This is a genomic window from Nocardia coubleae NBRC 108252 (assembly GCF_001612805.1).
Classification (GTDB): domain Bacteria; phylum Actinomycetota; class Actinomycetes; order Mycobacteriales; family Mycobacteriaceae; genus Nocardia; species Nocardia coubleae.
Map to the genome: position 1 here is coordinate 85,099 of NZ_BDBD01000004.1, position 17,740 is coordinate 102,838.

At 68.6% G+C, this 17,740-nt stretch carries 15 protein-coding genes; 8 read left to right on the forward strand and 7 right to left on the reverse strand.

What is annotated here, in order from left to right:
• Positions 1 to 14 precede the first annotated feature (14 nt).
• Positions 15 to 1,181 (reverse strand): chaperone MoxR1, encoded by a 1,167-nt coding sequence (moxR1, locus tag NCO8_RS02205; protein WP_067635964.1) that lies wholly within the window; start codon positions 1,179 to 1,181, stop codon positions 15 to 17.
• Between the two features lie 701 nt (positions 1,182 to 1,882).
• Between moxR1 and NCO8_RS02210 the strand changes: the two genes are divergently transcribed.
• Positions 1,883 to 2,707, forward strand: coding sequence for a hypothetical protein (locus tag NCO8_RS02210; RefSeq protein WP_067635966.1), 825 nt, complete (start codon positions 1,883 to 1,885; stop codon positions 2,705 to 2,707).
• A 9-nt stretch (positions 2,708 to 2,716) separates the two neighbouring features.
• Here NCO8_RS02210 and NCO8_RS02215 read toward each other — a convergent pair whose 3' ends face one another.
• Positions 2,717 to 4,141, reverse strand: a complete 1,425-nt coding sequence (locus NCO8_RS02215; RefSeq protein WP_067635968.1) for an NlpC/P60 family protein — start codon at positions 4,139 to 4,141, stop codon at positions 2,717 to 2,719.
• Between the two features lie 266 nt (positions 4,142 to 4,407).
• Positions 4,408 to 4,959, reverse strand: coding sequence for an Rv1476 family membrane protein (locus NCO8_RS02220; RefSeq protein WP_067635970.1), 552 nt, complete (start codon positions 4,957 to 4,959; stop codon positions 4,408 to 4,410).
• 287 nt (positions 4,960 to 5,246) lie between these two features.
• Here NCO8_RS02220 and acnA point away from each other — a divergent pair, with 287 nt between their 5' ends.
• Positions 5,247 to 8,057 carry an aconitate hydratase AcnA gene (gene acnA, locus NCO8_RS02225; RefSeq protein ID WP_157104749.1) on the forward strand — a complete coding sequence of 937 codons (2,811 nt, stop codon included), beginning with the start codon at positions 5,247 to 5,249 and terminating at the stop codon, positions 8,055 to 8,057.
• 132 nt (positions 8,058 to 8,189) lie between these two features.
• The gene (locus NCO8_RS02230) at positions 8,190 to 8,759 is read left to right on the forward strand and encodes a TetR/AcrR family transcriptional regulator (RefSeq protein ID WP_067493744.1); all 570 of its coding nucleotides are present in this window, start codon (positions 8,190 to 8,192) and stop codon (positions 8,757 to 8,759) included.
• 15 nt (positions 8,760 to 8,774) lie between these two features.
• Here the strand turns inward: NCO8_RS02230 and NCO8_RS02235 are convergent, their stop codons facing one another.
• The gene (locus NCO8_RS02235) at positions 8,775 to 9,320 is read right to left on the reverse strand and encodes a MarR family winged helix-turn-helix transcriptional regulator (protein ID WP_067635974.1); all 546 of its coding nucleotides are present in this window, start codon (positions 9,318 to 9,320) and stop codon (positions 8,775 to 8,777) included.
• A gap of 65 nt (positions 9,321 to 9,385) precedes the next feature.
• Between NCO8_RS02235 and NCO8_RS02240 the strand changes: the two genes are divergently transcribed.
• The 4 genes from NCO8_RS02240 to NCO8_RS02255 all read left to right on the forward strand — a co-directional run bounded on the left by NCO8_RS02240 (position 9,386) and on the right by NCO8_RS02255 (position 12,173).
• Positions 9,386 to 9,877, forward strand: a complete 492-nt coding sequence (locus NCO8_RS02240; RefSeq protein ID WP_067635976.1) for a cupin domain-containing protein — start codon at positions 9,386 to 9,388, stop codon at positions 9,875 to 9,877.
• A gap of 82 nt (positions 9,878 to 9,959) precedes the next feature.
• Positions 9,960 to 10,379, forward strand: a complete 420-nt coding sequence (locus NCO8_RS02245) for an acyl-CoA thioesterase (protein WP_067635978.1) — start codon at positions 9,960 to 9,962, stop codon at positions 10,377 to 10,379.
• Between the two features lie 401 nt (positions 10,380 to 10,780).
• On the forward strand, positions 10,781 to 11,197 hold the full coding sequence (locus NCO8_RS02250) for a hypothetical protein (protein ID WP_067635980.1): 417 nt from the start codon (positions 10,781 to 10,783) through the stop codon (positions 11,195 to 11,197).
• A gap of 16 nt (positions 11,198 to 11,213) precedes the next feature.
• The gene (locus tag NCO8_RS02255) at positions 11,214 to 12,173 is read left to right on the forward strand and encodes an MvdC/MvdD family ATP grasp protein (protein ID WP_067635982.1); all 960 of its coding nucleotides are present in this window, start codon (positions 11,214 to 11,216) and stop codon (positions 12,171 to 12,173) included.
• Here NCO8_RS02255 and NCO8_RS02260 read toward each other — a convergent pair whose 3' ends face one another.
• Positions 12,174 to 12,443 carry a helix-turn-helix domain-containing protein gene (locus NCO8_RS02260; RefSeq protein ID WP_084456389.1) on the reverse strand — a complete coding sequence of 90 codons (270 nt, stop codon included), beginning with the start codon at positions 12,441 to 12,443 and terminating at the stop codon, positions 12,174 to 12,176.
• 141 nt (positions 12,444 to 12,584) lie between these two features.
• Positions 12,585 to 14,216, reverse strand: coding sequence for an ABC-F family ATP-binding cassette domain-containing protein (locus NCO8_RS02265; protein ID WP_067493732.1), 1,632 nt, complete (start codon positions 14,214 to 14,216; stop codon positions 12,585 to 12,587).
• Positions 14,217 to 14,365: 149 nt separating this feature from the next.
• Between NCO8_RS02265 and NCO8_RS02270 the strand changes: the two genes are divergently transcribed.
• Positions 14,366 to 15,130 carry an SDR family oxidoreductase gene (locus tag NCO8_RS02270; protein ID WP_067493730.1) on the forward strand — a complete coding sequence of 255 codons (765 nt, stop codon included), beginning with the start codon at positions 14,366 to 14,368 and terminating at the stop codon, positions 15,128 to 15,130.
• A 32-nt stretch (positions 15,131 to 15,162) separates the two neighbouring features.
• Here the strand turns inward: NCO8_RS02270 and NCO8_RS02275 are convergent, their stop codons facing one another.
• Positions 15,163 to 17,565: an MMPL family transporter gene (locus NCO8_RS02275; protein WP_084456392.1), complete on the reverse strand. Its 2,403-nt coding sequence runs from the start codon at positions 17,563 to 17,565 to the stop codon at positions 15,163 to 15,165.
• Positions 17,566 to 17,740 lie beyond the last annotated feature (175 nt).

Sequence of the window (17,740 nt, forward strand, 5' to 3'; positions counted from 1 at the left end):
GGGTTCCGGCGCACTCACTGGGGCGCGACGTGGCCGGCGGGCTGGGACTGCTGCCCGTTCACCGGCTGCGGCGCGGGCTGGGACTGGGGAGCGGGCGGCTGGGGCACCGGCGGCTGCGAGTTCTGCGGGCCGCCGACGGCCTGCGGCGCGACCTGCGGCAGACCCACGGTCTGCAGCACCCGCTTGATGACGTCCTCGGGCGAAACCTCGTCGGCCAGAGCGTCGTAGGACAGCACCAGGCGGTGGCGCAGCACGTCCGGGATCACCTCGACCACGTCCTGGGGCACCACGTAGTCGCGGCCACGGATCAGCGCGACCGAGCGGGCGGCGGCGATGATGCCGAGGCTGGCACGCGGGGAGGCGCCGTAGGAGATCCAGCTCGCCACGTCGGGCATACCGAACTCGGCCGGGGTGCGGGTGGCGCTGATGACGCGGACCACGTAGTCGACGAGCGCGTGGTGCACGAAGACGTTGGCGGCCACCTTCTGCAGGCGGATGATGTCCTCGGGCTCGAGGATCTGCTTGGGTTCCGGCGCGCTCACACCCATCCGGTAGATGATCTCGCGCTCCTCCTCCACGGAGGGGTAGTCCACCACGACCTTGAACAGGAAGCGGTCGCGCTGCGCCTCGGGCAGCGGGTACACGCCTTCGCTCTCGATCGGGTTCTGGGTCGCCATGACCAGGAACGGATCGGGCATCGGGTAGGTCTTGCCGCCGATCGACAGCTTGCGCTCGGCCATCACCTCGAGCAGGGCCGACTGCACCTTGGCGGGCGCGCGGTTGATCTCGTCGGCGAGCACGAAGTTGGCGACCACCGGGCCGAGCTCGGTGTCGAACTCCTCGCGGCCCTGCCGGTAGATGCGGGTACCGATGAGGTCGGTCGGCACGAGGTCGGGGGTGAACTGCACCCGCGAGAACGAACCACCGACGACCTTGGCGAACGTTTCCACGGCAAGGGTCTTCGCGACGCCGGGCACACCCTCGAGCAGGACGTGGCCACGGGCGAGCACACCGACGAGCAACCGCTCGACGAGCCGATCCTGGCCGACGATAACCCGCTTGACCTCGTAGATCGCCTTCTCGAGAGTCTGGACGTCACGCTCCAGGGTGCTCGGCGTTGCCGTACCGGCGTCCTTCGCCAGCTTCGGCCCGCTCACACCTTCCGTCGAAGTCACCAACATCCCCGCTTTCGCTTTGGTCCTGTGCGTGCGGCCCCAACTATTCCATTGAATCGCCCGGTGCGCCGCAACCGGCCATGACTCGGCGGCAATTCGGCCCTCTCGGTGCGACAGCCCGAACGGGCGTGAGCGCGGAGTGCGGGGACACTACCTGCATCATTGCCGAAATCCGCCGGCTGCGCGACGGGTCCGCCGACATCGCCGAATTCGTCGACCGATGTCGTAGTTGCCGCACGACAAGTGTGTGCGCGTGCTTCCTCGCTGCGCGGACAGTGGCGGCACGCCTGCTCGAACCGCAGCCGGGCAACGGCGTGGACAGCCTGGGCGTCCGGACGATTCGCCGACGACTCGCCCGAACCCGGGCAGCTTGTTACCCTCCCTCGCGAAACACATTGCGCCCGAATAATTCTCGGGCCGGGGGGAACGATTGGCGATGTATCCGGGGAATCAGCAGTTCGATCAGGGGCAGTTCGATCGGGGGCAGCCGTATGGTGGCCCGCCGATCCATTACCCGCCGCAGCCGGTCTTCGATTTCGAGAAGCCACGCCCGCGCGGGAGGGTGATCGGGCTGGTCGTCGGTTCGGTGGTAACGGTGTTCGCCTTGGTCGTCGGCGCGGCGGTGTGGCTGGCGTGGCCGGAGCCTGCGGGCAGCAGCGCGCCGTTCCACCCCGGCGAACGATTCGTTCGAGTCCGACGCTGCCGAATTGGTCCTCACCGAAGTCGCGGACTCGCTCGATCAGGTGCGGGCCGCGTTGCGCAACGCCATCGGCCGGCTCGCGGGCGCGGTGAACAGCGACTTCACCTTCCGTCCCGGTCAGGGCGCGTTGACCTGCAGCACCGCGGGATGCACCGTGCGGCAACCGTTCACCGGCCGGATCACCCGCTCGGACCGGGCCCGGGTCACAGGAACCGCCACCGTCACCCTCACCGCGACGGTCTCGGTCGAGGGCCGCCATGGCGGCCGCTGTAGTGCGAGTGGCTCGTTTCCCTTCGACACCACCGGATTCGACGGCGAACTGACGTGCTCGGCACCCGAGGCCGGTGCGGTATTCGCCGCGGTCAATGCCGAGAAGCAGGCCGCCGCGGAGCGTCAGGCCCAGGCCGAACGCCGGAACGTGAGCTACGAGACACGCTTCGAGGCCGACACCGAGGCGATTGCCGAGGCCGTCGGTCGGGCGCAGGTGCAGGGTCTGCTCGACGCGATCGAGGAAGGACTGCGCGAGCCCGACTGCGGCGCCGCGGGGTCGCCGTGTTCGGCGGCCGAGGGTCAACGGCCGGTGCCCGAAGCGGTGCGGCAGGCGGTGGAGCAGCTGCGCAACGGCGGACTGCCGCAGCGGCTCGACGCCGACGGCACGCCGATCGTGTACGAAGGCAACCCGGACACGTCCTTCGCGGACCTGCTGGAATGGGAGAACTCGACGATCCACGGGGTACCGGGAATGGCCACCACCTACCGGCTCCTCCGCAACCCCGACGGCGACATCGGCTGGACCGACACCCACAACGGCCGGATCATGCCGTACCGGTGACCACCGGGGTCACTCGGTGACGATGCGCACCGCGTACGGCATGATGCCGCCTTCGCGCACGGGCGAAATCTTCACCACGTCACCGGATTCGGGGGCTTCGATCATCGTCCCGTCGCCGAGGTAGAGCGCGACGTGCTGGCTGCCGCCGGGGCCCCAGAACAGCATGTCGCCGCGTTCGCGTTCCGCGACGGGGACCCGGGTGCCCGCGTTGTACTGGTAGCCGCTGTAGTGCGGCAGCGAGACACCGATGCCCGCGAAGGCGTAGAGCATCAGGCCCGAGCAGTCGAAGCCGACCTTGTTGTAATCGCCGTGCGAGTCGCCGACGCCGCCGTCGCGGATGCCGAGGGTCGGTCCTTCCTCGTCGCCACCGCCCCAGGCGTAGCTCACGCCGAGTTGGGACATGGCGCGGTCGATCACGGTCTCGATCGCGGCCGAGCCGGTGACCTGCGGTGTCGTCGATCGGGGTTTGGATTTTCGCGGTGCGGTCGGTGTCGATTCCAGGTCGGTGTGCGCGCGCTGGTCCTCGCCGAGGCGGGCGGCGCGGTCGCGGGCGGCCTGGTCGGCGGCGGCGCGGGCGGCGGCCGCGTTGGCGGCGGCGAGCAGGGCGGAGAGCTGGGCCTTCTGCTGATCGTTCCAGTCGAGGAAGATCTCGCGCTGACTCTGCAGGCCCGCCACCGTCGAGCGGGCGGTGTCGAGGGCGATCTGGGCGGCGGCGCGGTCGCGCTGGAGGGTGTCGCGGGCGGCGGCCTGGTTGTCGAACTCGGCCTTGGCGACGTCGACGGCGGCCTGGGCGGCGTGCTTCTTCTGTTCGGCCGCGCTCGCGGTGGCGTCGGCGTCGGCCTTGGCCTGGCGGGCGGCGGCGTTCTGGTTGGCCTGGGCGATCTGGGCGCGGCGCAGGTCGTCGAGCACCTGGCGCTGATTCTTCGACACCATGCTCAGCACCTGCGCGCGGTCCATCGCCGCGTCCGGCGTGGAGGACGCGAAATAGGTGACCACGGAACTGGAGGACGGACGCACATAGGCCTGGGTGGCGAGCTGATCGAAATCGCCTCGCGCGGCAACAACTTTCGCGCCGACATCGGCGAGCTGGGTCTGGCTGTCGGCCACGGCGGCAGCGGCCGAGTCGGCGGCGTCACGGGCCGTCTGCAGATCGACGAGCGCCTGGTTCACGGCCTCGCGCTTCCCTGCGAGAGCGTCGTCGAGAGCACGCAATTGTTGATCGGCGGCGGCGACCCGGTTGATGAGGGCGCCGATCTCGCCGACGCGCGCATCCACCTCCGCGCCCGCGCCTGCGATCTCGCTGTCGGACGGGTTCGGCGGTGGCGGCGGCACGGCCGCCGTCGGACCCGCGGTCACGACGACAGCGAGCACCGCCAGCAATCCGATCGCTACCCGTAACCGCCCTGGTTGATCCTGCCCGCTCGCACCGCGCACGGCACCTCCGAGTGACTCGACTCGACATACGCCACTGGCGCATCAGCCGACTCAGTGACCCCAAGGGTCGACCAATGCCCCCTGTACCACTGCTTTCCCGATCGCGATCACCGCTACCGTACGACACATATTTCACAAAAGGAAACAACTGCCACGGCGTGACGGGACATCAATTCGGCGATTGCCCGGCATTAGCCTGAGGTGCGCCATGTTTCGGCGCGCAGAAACAGACCGAAGGTCTGGAAATGTGACTGGAGAGAAACCAGTTAACGGAGAGAACCCGCATCGTCGCCCGCGACGACGACCGCGTCGCCCTCCGGGCCACGCCGGGCCTTCACGAAGTAGAGCCCCGCGATCACCAGGACGGTCAGCGCGAGCATCACGCCGGTGATGGCGCCCCACGACACGCCCTCGGGCTGCTCGAGGCGGCCGACGAACGCCGACACGGCCTCCTCGGGGTGGTTGCCCCGGTACTTGGCCACGTCCTCGGCCCACTCGAGCCGGACGCGGCTGATGTCGTCGCTGTAGGTGCCGATCCAGTCGTCACTGAGCACCGCGACCGTGCCCTCGGTGTTCTTGCCCAGCTCGGTGGCCAGGTCACGTAGGCTCGAATCGTGGCCGGGATTACCGGGAACGACGACAACACTGAGCGGAATGCCGTCCGCGCGCGCCTCGGCGACGATCGCGGCCAGTTCCTGCTGATCCTTGCCCTTGGGCGCGGCCACGTGGTTGTCGGCGAGGTCGGCGCGGAGACCGCCCAGATCCGTGTTCGGCGGCAGTTCGACGGCCATCGGCGCAAAGGTGTGCAAGACGGTCATTTTCCATCCGGTCTGTCGAGCCCCGGTCGCGATGCGACGGGCATCCAACACTGCCAAGGTGAGCGTCACTGCGTCTGTCCCCGACTCGCTCGACAGGCACAGTACGCGACGGCGCGCGGGAACCGGTCGCCACGGCACGCCGTGTGCTGACGCGGCGCCCCGATTATTTCATAGGACAAGCGTACTGTTAGGCTCGTACGGCGAGGAAACCGGCATCTCACGGCGCCGGATCCCCCTCCGAAGACGCGAGCCGCCGGCACAGCCCCGCCGGCGGCACACCCTCACCAATGAGTGGAGCTGACGTGACGAAGAGTATCGATACCTTCGGCGCCAAAGGCACGCTCGAGGTCGGAAGCAACTCCTACGAGATCTTCCGTCTCTCGGCTGTTCCCGGCACCGAGAAGCTGCCCTACGCCCTGAAGGTGCTGGCGGAGAACCTGCTGCGCACCGAAGACGGCGCCAACATCACCGCCGATCACATCCGCGCGATCGCGAACTGGGACCCCTCGGCGCAGCCGAGCGTGGAGATCCAGTTCACCCCCGCGCGCGTGATCATGCAGGACTTCACCGGCGTGCCCTGCATCGTCGACCTGGCCACCATGCGTGAGGCCGTCACCACCCTCGGTGGCGACCCGAGCAAGGTCAACCCGCTCTCCCCCGCCGACATGGTCATCGACCACTCGGTGATCCTCGACGTCTTCGGCCGCGCCGACGCCCTCGAGCGCAACGTGGAACTCGAGTACGAGCGCAACGGCGAGCGCTACCAGTTCCTGCGCTGGGGCCAGGGCGCCTTCGACGACTTCAAGGTCGTCCCCCCGGGCATGGGCATCGTGCACCAGGTCAACATCGAGTACCTGGCGCCCACCGTCATGGTCCGCAACGGCCAGGCCTACCCCGACACCTGTGTGGGCACCGACTCGCACACCACCATGGTCAACGGCCTGGGTGTGCTCGGCTGGGGCGTCGGCGGCATCGAGGCCGAGGCCGCGATGCTCGGCCAGCCGGTCTCCATGCTCATCCCGCGCGTCGTCGGCTTCAAGCTCAGCGGTGAGATCAAGCCGGGCGTCACCGCCACCGACGTGGTGCTCACCGTCACCGACATGCTGCGCAAGCACGGTGTGGTCGGCAAGTTCGTCGAGTTCTACGGTGCGGGCGTGTCCGAAGTGCCGCTGGCCAACCGCGCCACCCTCGGCAACATGAGCCCCGAGTTCGGTTCCACCGCGGCGATCTTCCCGATCGACGAGGAGACCATCAACTACCTGCGCCTGACCGGCCGCACCGACGAGCAGCTCGCGCTCGTCGAGGCCTACGCCAAGGAACAGGGCATGTGGCACGACGCCGACAAGGAGCCGGCGTACTCGGAGTACCTGGAGCTGGACCTGAGCACCGTCGTGCCGTCCATCGCCGGTCCGAAGCGTCCGCAGGACCGCATCCTGCTCAGCGAGTCGAAGTCGGCGTTCCGCTCCGACATCGTCGACTACGTGGGCGACTACACCGCGCTCGACGAGGGTGTCGACGAGACCTTCCCGGCCTCCGATCCGGTCTCGGTCTCGGCCGACCACGCCGGTGACGCCTACACCCCCGCGCACTCGGCCGCCAACGGCGCCAAGGGTCGTCCGTCCAAGCCGGTGACGGTGCGCTCGGCCGAGCGTGGCGACTTCGTGCTCGACCACGGCGCCGTCGTGGTCGCGGGCATCACCTCCTGCACCAACACCTCCAACCCGTCGGTCATGCTCGGTGCCGCGCTGCTCGCCCGCAACGCGGTCGAGAAGGGCCTGTCGACCAAGCCGTGGGTGAAGACCAACATGGCGCCGGGTTCGCAGGTCGTCTCCGACTACTACGAGAAGGCCGGCCTGTGGCCCTACCTCGAGAAGCTCGGCTTCTACGTGGGTGGCTACGGCTGCACCACCTGCATCGGTAACACCGGCCCGCTGCCCGAGGAGATCTCGGCCGCGATCAACGACAACGACCTCTCGGTCACCGCCGTGCTGTCGGGTAACCGCAACTTCGAGGGTCGTATCTCCCCCGACGTGAAGATGAACTACCTGGCCTCCCCGCCGCTGGTCATCGCCTACGCGCTCGCGGGCACCATGGACTTCGACTTCGAGACCGACTCCCTCGGCAAGGATTCCGACGGCAACGACGTCTTCCTGAAGGACATCTGGCCCTCGGCCCAGGAGATCGACGACACCATCAAGTCCTCGATCAACCAGGACATGTTCCGCAACTCCTACGCCACCGTCTTCGACGGCGACGAGCGTTGGCAGAACCTGGCCACCCCGGAGGGCGACACCTTCGCGTGGGACGAGAACTCGACCTACGTCCGCAAGGCGCCGTACTTCGACGGCATGAAGATGGATCCCGACCCGGTCACCGACATCAAGGGCGCCCGCGTCCTGGCACTGCTGGGCGACTCGGTCACCACCGACCACATCTCCCCGGCCGGTCCGATCAAGCCGGGCACCCCGGCCGCGCAGTACCTGGACTCGCACGGTGTGGCCCGCAAGGACTACAACTCGCTGGGCTCGCGGCGCGGTAACCACGAGGTCATGATCCGTGGCACCTTCGCCAACATCCGGCTGCGCAACCAGCTGCTCGACGACGTCTCGGGTGGTTACACCCGCGACTTCACCCAGGAAGGTGGCCCGCAGGCGTTCATCTACGACGCCTCGCAGAACTACCAGGCCGCGGGCATCCCGCTGGTCGTGCTCGGTGGCAAGGAATACGGTTCGGGCTCCTCGCGTGACTGGGCCGCCAAGGGCACCAGCCTGCTTGGCGTGAAGGCCGTCATCACCGAGTCGTTCGAGCGCATCCACCGCTCCAACCTCATCGGTATGGGCGTTGTGCCGCTGCAGTTCCCGCAGGGCGAGTCGGCTCAGTCGCTCGGCCTGACCGGCACCGAGACCTTCGACATCGAGGGCATCACCGCCCTCAACGAGGGTGTCACGCCGAAGACCGTCAAGGTCACCGCCACCGCCGAAGACGGCAAGGTCACCACCTTCGACGCGGTCGTCCGCATCGACACCCCCGGTGAGGCCGACTACTACCGCAACGGCGGCATCCTGCAGTACGTGCTGCGCAACATGATCCGCGGCTAGTTGCCCGATCGGTGGCGCGGTGTCGAACGACGCCGCGCCACAAGGGCATCCGCTCGGATGCTCTTCGTGCTGTGAGTCCCCCGCCTCGGTGTTCCGGGGCGGGGGTCCGCATATGGCGTCACTGGAGGAATCATGCCCAAGGTCAGCGACGACCACCTCGCCGCCCGCCGCAGCCAGATCCTCGACGGTGCCCGGCGCTGCTTCGCCGAATTCGGCTACGAGGGCGCCACGGTGCGCCGTCTGGAAGAGGCCATCGGCATGTCCCGCGGCGCCATCTTCCACCATTTCCGGGACAAGGACGCCCTGTTCTTCGCCCTGGCCAAGGACGACGCCGAACGCATGGCCGAGGTCGCGGCCAACCAGGGCATCGTGCAGGTGATGCGCGATATGCTCGCCCGCCCCGAAGAATTCAACTGGCTGGGCACCCGCCTCGAGATCGCCCGCCGCGTGCGCACCGATCCCGATTTCCGCGCGGGCTGGACCCAGCGCTCGGCCGAACTCACCGCCGCCACCCTCGCCCGCCTGGAGCGTCGCAAGGCCGCGGGCGCCCTGCGCGACGACGTCCCCACCGACGTCCTGCTCGGCTATCTCGACCTGGTCCTCGACGGCCTGATCGCGCGCATCGCCTCCGGCCACACCGACGAAAACCTTTCCGCTGTACTGGATCTCGTCGAAGCGTCCGTGCGGCGCAAGGAGTCCTGAGCGCCACCCGAACGCTCAGCGGGAAGACCGCGTACCTCCATCCCCCGGAGCGGGATCGGGTCCGCTCTCCCACTCGCCCAACAACTTTCGCGCGATCCTGTCGAGCGCTACCTGATCGTCGCGGTCCAGCACCGACAGCATGGCCGTCTCGTTCTCGGTGTGCGCGACGACGACCCGGTCGACCAGTTCTCGGCCCTCCTCGGTGAGCGCCACCCGCACGGCCCGCCGATCCACCCGATCCGCGATGCGCCGCACCAGCCCCGCCGCCTCCAGCCGGTCGATCCGCCCGGTCATGCCCGCGCGCGACAGCATCAGGGTGTCCGCGAGCACCGAGGGGTTGAGTTCGAACGGCGCACCCGAACGGCGAAGTGCGGCAAGCACATCGAACTCCCCGCGCTGCAACCCGTGCGCGGTGAACACGGATTCGATACGGGCCGTGGCGACGTTCAGCAGTCGGCCGAGCCTGCCGAACACCGCCATCGCCGCCAGGTCGAGGTCGGGGCGTTCGCGGCGCCACTGTGCGGCGATCGCGTCTACGGCGTCGGCGGTCGATTCATCCATGGACAGGATTCTATTCGACGGGATATAGTTCGGTAGCGAATTATCAATCGACGAACGGAACCGTCATGGACACACGTGACATCGCCCTCTGCCTGCCCGAGGACGCCGAGACGCTGAGCACCGACCGCGTTCGCGTGCGGCTGCTCACCGATTCCGAGGCAAGCGACGGCACGGTGAGCACCGTGGAAGTGACCCTCGACCAGGGCGCCGACGGGGCCGCGCCGCACTATCACACCCGCTCCGACGAGCTGTTCTACGTCGCCGACGGCGAACTGCAGGTGATGGCGGGCGACCGCATCCTCACCGTCGGCGCGGGCGGATCGCTGGTCGTGCCCCGCCGGATGCCGCACGCCTTCGGCGCCACACCCGACAGCGGGGCCCGCATCCTCATCGCGCTGATGCCGGGCGTGCAGCGATTCGAGTACTTCCGCCTGCTCGACCGGCTCGCGAAGGGCACGGCGGATCACACCGAATTCCTCGCCGCCCAAGCGGAATTCGACAACTACTTCATCGACGCGCCCACGTGGACAGCCGAGCGAAACGCCCAGCGCCGCTGACCCATACGCGGGTGACGCGAATGTGGCCGAGGTTGCACCGGCATCGGGAACATTCCGCGCGAAGGCGCCGGTTGTACGCTGTATGACGTTCTCGGTACCGGTCCTCGTCCGCGGCTACGAGCTCGACACCCAAGGCCACCTGAACCACGCCGTCTACCACCAGTACGGCGAGCACGCGCGCTGGGAACTGCTGCGCGCGGCAGGCATCCCGCAGGACAAGTTCATCGCCAGCGGCATCGGCGCGGTGGTGCTCGAGTCGACGATCAAGTACAAGCGCGAACTGCGCGGCGGCGACGAGGTCACCGTGACCTGCGCCTTCGACTGGCGCGACGGCGAGAAGGTGTTCCGCTTCCACCACCAGATCATCAAACTCGACGGCACCGTCGCCGCCGAGATCACCGTCACCGCGGGCGCGATGGACCTGACCACCCGCCGACTCGTCGCCGACCCCGCGGGCCACTTCCGCTCCCTCGCCGAGAACCCCGAAATCCTCGGGCTGTAACACGGCGGCTGGCGCCGCGGGTTCTCGGCCCGGGAGGCCTCGATCTTCCCTCCCGGCGGGCACTCCTTCGTCGCACCCTCTGGTCAGTCCAGATCGAGGCGGCCGAGAACCGGGACATAGCAGGCGGCGCGGCAGGTATCGGTCGGCAACTTCGCCGGGGTGCCTGTCGGGCCGTTGCTGTTTTCGTTTGCTGATCGATTGCCCGTGTCGGGGACCTGCGCGCACTGCGGTTGCCCGAAATTCTCGTCCTGCTAGGCGATCACGCGCCGCTCGGCGGTTTGCCCGGCGCTCCGTAAATCTCGCGAACACCCTCGGTGAAAGGTTCGCTCACGTTATGATCCGAAGCGCCTAGAGGGGTTCTGGCAAATCGCGAGCAGACGAGAAGATCGGAGTGAGTGCCCATGACCGACGCCATCCACCTCCCCGCTACCGCGTCGTCCCGAAGCCGGGGCCCCGCCTTGCGGGGACAGCTGGTGGCCGAGTCCGAGCGCGATGTCTCGGTCCGCGTCGACGGCGGGACCTGGACCTTCGATCGCCGCGATATCCTGCGGCTCACCGAGGAGCGCGCGGCGGAGGGACGGCAGGTGCAGGTCGACATCCGGCCCGGCGCCACCGCGGATTTCACCCGCCGGATGCGCGTGGAACTCGTCGAACGACCCATCACGCTGGCCCCCGCACCGTCGGAGGCCCTCGGCGACGAACAGCTCGCCGAAGCCACCCGCAGCTGGGCGGCGAAACTGCGGATCGCCGAGCGTGGCGGCACCTCAGGGGCGACGTTCACCTTCCACGACGGCATCAACTGCGACAGTCTCGACTGAAGCGGCCGACACAGTCATGGAACGCGCGACCGACGCGGTGCTCATCGTCTCCGAAACCGACGACCTGCACGCCGACGCACTGGCCGTCACGTTGCGCGAGCACCACCGCCTCGATCCCATCCGGCTCGACCTGCGCGACTTCCCTTCCGAGACAGGCAGTTTCCGTCTCGACAAGGCCGGATCGAATCGGGCGTTGTCGCATGTGCACGGCCTGGACGACGTGCGCGCGGTGTGGTGGCGCAGGCCGCACCCGTGCCGCGTCCCGCACGGCGTGCGCGCCGCCGACGACGAATTCCGCCAGGCCGAATGCGACGGTTTCCTCCAGGGGATGCTGTGGTCGATCCCGGCCTACTGGGTGAACGACCCGGCCGCCGAACGCACCGCGAGCCGCAAGATCGTGCAGCTCGAAACGGCACACCGGGCCGGTTTCGCCGTCCCGGAAACACTCGTCACCAACGACCCGGACGAGGCGCGCAGTTTCGTCGAATCCCGTTCGGTGCCCGTGGTTTACAAACGCACCGGTACGGGCCGTGGTGAGTTCTCCGAGACGCGCATCATCACCCGGCCCGAGCTGGGCCGGCTCACCTCGATCCGTTCGACGCCGACGACCTTCCAGGATTACGTGGACGCCACCTGCGATCTGCGGGTGGTGTGGGTCGACGGCGTCGAATGGGCGGTGCGCATCGATTCACAGGCGGGTGTCGGCCGGGTCGATTCGCGGCTCGACACCTCGGTGGCGTTCGCCCCGGACCGGCTGCCCGCCTCGGTGAGCAAGTCGCTGGCCACGCTGATGGGCGCGCTCGGCTTGAGTTTCGGCGTGGTCGACCTGCGCTTGGGCGTCGACGGCGAGTACTACTTCCTCGAGGTGAATCCGCAGGGCCAGTTCGCCTACCTGGAGATCAAGACGGGGCTACCCCTGTTCACCAGCCTGGCGAATCTGCTGGTGCAGGGTGACGGGGCGGTACCCGGCTGGTGATCAGTCGGCCGGGTTCTTGCGGCGGTTGGCGCCGCCGCGCCCGCGCAGCTCGACATGCGATTCGACCAGCACATTGTGAATGAAGCCGTACGAGCGGCCGGTCGCCCTGGCCAGGGAGCGGATGCTGGCACCCGCCTCGTACTGCTTCTTCAGCTGGGACTGCAACCTGTCACGGGACTTACCCGTGACCCGGGTGCCCTTCCCCAGCGCGGTCTTGCCTGTCGATGTTGCCTTGGCCGATCGAGCGGCCTGTCTCGCACTGTCGCTCATGGCTTCCTCCGAGTCGCCGAGCAGCTCATTCCAGGCTAGACACTCCGCACCCGGTGATCAACGGAAAACAGTGACGAACCTCACGAAAACCCCGCGAGTTCCCTCGCGACACACCGATCTCCTGGCCGAAGGCCGGTCCGCTCAGGCGAGATCGATGAGTTCGGCGTACTCGGCCGACCAGTGGTCCTCGGTGCCGTCGGGCAGCAGGATCACCCGTTCCGGGTTCAGCGCCTCGGCCGCGCCCGGGTCGTGGGTCACCAGCACCACCGCACCCGCGTAGGTGCGCAGCGCGTCGAGGACCTGTTCGCGCGAGACCGGGTCGAGGTTGTTGGTCGGCTCGTCGAGCAGCAGCACATTGGCCGCCGAGGAGACGAGGCCGGCCAGGGCGAGACGGGTCTTCTCACCACCGGACAGGGTGCCCGCCGGCTGCTCGAGCTGCGGGCCGCTGAACATGAAGGCGCCGAGCAGACTTCGCAGTTCCTGTTCGCCCGCGTCCGGGGAGGCGTGGCGGATGTTCTCCCACACCGTCGCCTGGTCGTCGAGGGTGTCGTGTTCCTGGGCGAAGTAGCCGACCTTGAGACCACGGCCCTGTTCGACACCACCGGCGGTCGGTGTCTCCACCCCGGCGAGCAGTTTCAGCATGGTCGTCTTACCGGCACCGTTGAGGCCCAGCACCACGACGCGAGATCCCTTGTCCACGGCGAAGTTCACGCCGGTGAAGATCTCGAGCGAACCGTAGAGCTTGGTCAGGTCCTTGACCATGAGCGGAGTCTTGCTGCACGGCGCGGGTTCGGGGAACCGGATGCGGGCCACCTTGTCGGCCACGCGCACGTCGTCGAGTTCGGAGATCAACCGTTCGGCGCGACGCACCATCTGGTGTGCCGCAGCGGCTTTGGTGGCCTTGGCGCCGAGCTTGGCGGCCTGCTGACGCAGCGCGCTCGCCTTCTTCTCCGCGTTGGCGCGCTCGCGGACGCGGCGCTGCTCGTCGGTGGCGCGGGCGTCGAGGTACTTCTTCCAGCCCATGTTGTACACGTCGGGCTCACCGCGCACGGCGTCGAGGAACCACACCTTGTTCACCACGGCGTCGAGCAGGTCCACGTCGTGGCTGATGACGATCAGGCCGCCGTCGTGGTTCTGCAGGAACCCGCGCAGCCAGGTGATGGAGTCGGCGTCGAGGTGGTTGGTCGGCTCGTCGAGCAGCAGGATGCGGTCGGAGCGCCCGCCGCTGCCGTCGGAGGCGGAGAACAGGATGCGGGCCAGCTCGATGCGGCGGCGCTGACCACCGGAGAGGGTGCGCAGCTGCTGGTCGAGGATCCGGTCGGGCAGGCCGAGGCTGTTGCAGATGCGCGCGGCCTCGCTCTCGGCGACGTAGCCGCCGAGGGAGGAGAACTGGTCTTCCAGGCGCCCGTACTTGCGGATGGCCTTCTCGCGTTCGGCGTCGTCGGCGACCTCGGCCATGCGCAGCTGCTGCTTTTCCATGTCGCGGATCAGCGCGTCGAGACCGCGGGCCGACAGCACGCGGTCGCGGGCGATCACGTCGAGATCGCCCTCCTTGGGATCCTGCGGCAGGTAACCGATCTCGCTGGAGCGCGTGATCTTCCCGGCGTAGGGTTCGCCCTCACCCGCGAGGATGCGCAGGGTGGTGGTCTTGCCCGCGCCGTTGCGCCCGACCAGTCCGATCCGGTCGCCGGACTGCACCCGCAGCGCCGGCCCGGGGGCCGAGAGCAGGGTGCGGACTCCGGCCCGGACCTCCAGGTCGGTCGCCGTGATCACAGAGCTTCTCCTCGATGTCGAAAGCAGATGGTCGCCGAACCGTCTCCATGGTGCACCGACGGTTCCGGCAAGAACCACTTATTTTACCGCCCCGCCGCCTGCGCCTCGAACCTGGCGCCGACGGATGTGAGCGTGGTTACTCTCGTCGCATGACTACCGATCTAGTTGGCCGTACCGCTCTCGTCACCGGCGCCAGCCGGGGCATCGGCTTGGCGACGGCCGCCGAACTGCTGCGCGCGGGCGCGAATGTGCTGATCACCGCCCGCAAACCCGAACCGCTGGAAGCCGCCGCGCAGGAGTTGCGCGCCCTCGGGCACAAGGGTCAGGTGAGCACCGTCGCGGGCAACTCCGGTGACGCAGACGCGCGAGCCGAGGCCGTGTCCCGGGCGGTCACCGAGTTCGGTTCGCTCGACATCCTGATCAACAACACCGGCATCAACCCGGTGTTCGGTGCGCTGATGGACGCCGATCTCGGTGCGGTGAGCAAGATCTTCGACGTGAACGTCGTGGCCGCGCTCGGCTATGTCCAGCAGGCCTACAAGGCGTGGATGGCTGAGCACGGCGGTGCGGTGGTGAACGTGGCGAGCGTGGCCGGTATCCGCTCTTCGGGGGTGATCTCGGCCTACGGCGCCTCCAAGGCGGCGCTGATCCGGCTCACCGAGGAGCTGGCGTGGCAGCTCGGCCCGAACATCCGGGTGAACGCGGTCGCTCCCGGTGTCGTGAAGACCAAGTTCGCCGACGCACTGTTCTCCGCCGACGAGGAACGGGCGGCGAGCGTGTATCCGATGAAGCGCCTGGGCTCCCCCGAGGACGTGGCGCGCCTGATCACCTTCCTGGTGTCGGACGAGGCGTCCTGGATCACCGGCGACTGTGTCCGCGTCGACGGCGGGTTGCTGGCCACCGGCGGCATCTGAACCGAGGGCGGGGCGCACGGGCCCCGCCCTGCTCAGTCCTCGCGGGCGCCCGCCAGCGCCTCGTCGCCCTTGGCCGCGACGCGCCTGCTCTGCTCGGTATGCGCCGACGACTCCTCCCCCTTCGCGGCGGCACGTTCGGCCTCGACGCGGGCGAGCGGGTCGTCGACTTTGGCGGCAGCGCGTTCGGCCTCGGCCCGGGCGAGCGGGTCGATCACCTCGACGGTCGGCTTTCCGGTGACGCCCAGCGGATCACGCACCGGCAGATTCGCGCGTGCGCCACCCTCGTCGAGACCCCACCGGTCGTGCAGCCTGCGCAGGAAATCCGGTGCGTACCAGTTGGCCTCGCCGAGCACCTTCATCGCGGCGGGCAGCAGGAACCCGCGGACCAGGGTGGCGTCCACGATCACCGCCAGCGGCAAACCGATGCCGAACGCCTTCATGAACGTGATGTCGGAGGCCAGGAAACCGAGGAAGACCAGCGAGATCAGGATGGCGGCCGCGGTGACGATGCGCCCGATCCGTTCCAGGCCGAGCGCGACGGCCGCCTCGTTCTTGCCGGTGCGGTCGTACTCCTCGCGGATGCGCGAGAGCAGGAACACCTGGTAGTCCATCGCCAAACCGAACGCGGCGGCGAACAGCATCACCGGAACGGTGGCCGAGAGGTCACCGGTGACGGTGAAGCCGAGCACCCCCGACAGATGCCCGTCCTGGAAGATCCAGACCAGCGCACCGAAGGTGGCGGTGAGGCTGAGCGCGCTGAGGATCACCGCGAGCACCGGGAGCACCACACTGCCGGTGAGCAGGAACAGCACGATCAGCATCAGGATCACCACGAAGGCGAGCGCCCACGGCAGGGCGTCTTCGATGGCGTTCACCGAGTCGACATTGGCCGCCGCGACCCCGCCGATCAGGATCTCGCTCGGAACCTCCTGGGCGCGAAGCTGTTCCACCAAGGTGCCGAGTTCGTGGCTGTCCCCGGTGGACGGGACGATCGACAGGTAGGCGGCCCGCTCGGCCCGGAAGCGGGCATTGAGCGCGGTCGGTTCGGCCAGCCGCCCGCCCTGGGCGTAGCTGCCGGTCGCGGTGTCGACGCGGCGCACATTGTCCAGGTCCGACATCGTGCGCGCGATGGCGTCCAATCCCTCGGCGCTGTAGGCGCTGTCGGGCAGGACAGCGACCAGGGTGTCCTGGTCGCTGTCGCCGAAGTCGCGCTGCACGGTCTCGGCGACCTGCCGCGAATTCATCGACGGGGGCAGCACCCGTTCGTCCGGGAAGCCGAGTTTCACCCCGAGGAACGGGGTGCCCAGCAGCAACAGCACCGCGGCGACGGCGAGCCCGATCGGGATCGGTTTGCCCATGACGGCGGTGGCCAGTTTGTGCCAGGCGCCCTCGCCCGGTGCGGGCCGTGGCGCACGCAGGAACCACCAGCCGAGCTGACCACGGTCGATATTGGTGCCGAGCAGCAGCAGGATCGCGGGCAGCACGGTCAGCGAGACCAGGGCGGCCAGGCCCGCGACGATCACGCCCGCGTACCCCATCGACCGGATGGCCAGCAGCGGGAAGAACACCAGACCGGCCAGCGCCACCGCGACGGTGAGCGCCGAGAACGCGACGGTGCGGCCCGCCGTGCGCAGGGTGGCGCGCACGGCGTCGGCCGGGGCGCGGCCCTCGGTGAGTTCGTCGCGGTAGCGGTTGACGATCAGCAGGCTGTAGTCGATGGCCAGGCCGAGCCCGAGCAGGGTCGCCACATTGGTGGCGGTGACCGCGAGCGGGGTGAACACCGCGAGCAACCACAGCGTGCCCATCGTCATCAGCACGGTGACCACGGCGACCAGCAGCGGCAGGCTCGCCGCGACCAGCCCACCGAACACGAACAGCAGCGCCAGCAGCGTGAGCGGGAACGCGATGGCCTCGCCCTTGACGATGTCGGTCTTGCTCTGTTCGACGGTCTCGTGCATGAGCATCGCGAAACCGCCCACGCGGACCCGCAGTTCGCCCTGGGTGCCCGCGAGGTCGGCGGCGACGGCGGCGACCCGTTCGTCGATCTCGCGTTCGCTGCCGAGGACCGTGGCCACGATCAGGCCCTGTTTGTTGTCGAGGCTGCGCAGCGCGGGCTGGTGGGTCGTCCAGTAGGACAACACGTCGGTGATACCGGCGCGTTCCTGCAGGTTGGCGACGAGCGCTGTCGCGGCGGCGGTGGACTCGGGGTCGTCGACCGAGTCCTCGGTTTCCACCAGCAGCACCAGATTCGGTGGGCCCTGGCCGAATTCGTCGCGCAGCACGTCGAGTGCCCGGCTGGACTCGCTGCCGCTGTCGGTGTAACCGCCGCCCTCCACCCGGTCGAACAGCGTCGCGCCGAGTGCTCCGAGCACCAGCGCGAGCACCGCGAAAACACCGAGCACCCAGCGGCCGCGCCGCTTGGTGAATTCGAACACCGGTATACCCCTGTCTCGTCGAGCAACACTGCGGCACGCATCTCGACGTGCGGTATTCGGTGTCACCCGGTCGGCCCGCCTCGTCGGCCCGATCCTGCTGGCGGGTCGGCGCGTTCGCCCGGCGATGTTAGCAATCCCGCGACGTTCGCGCCGTCGCTCCGATATCCCCGTTACC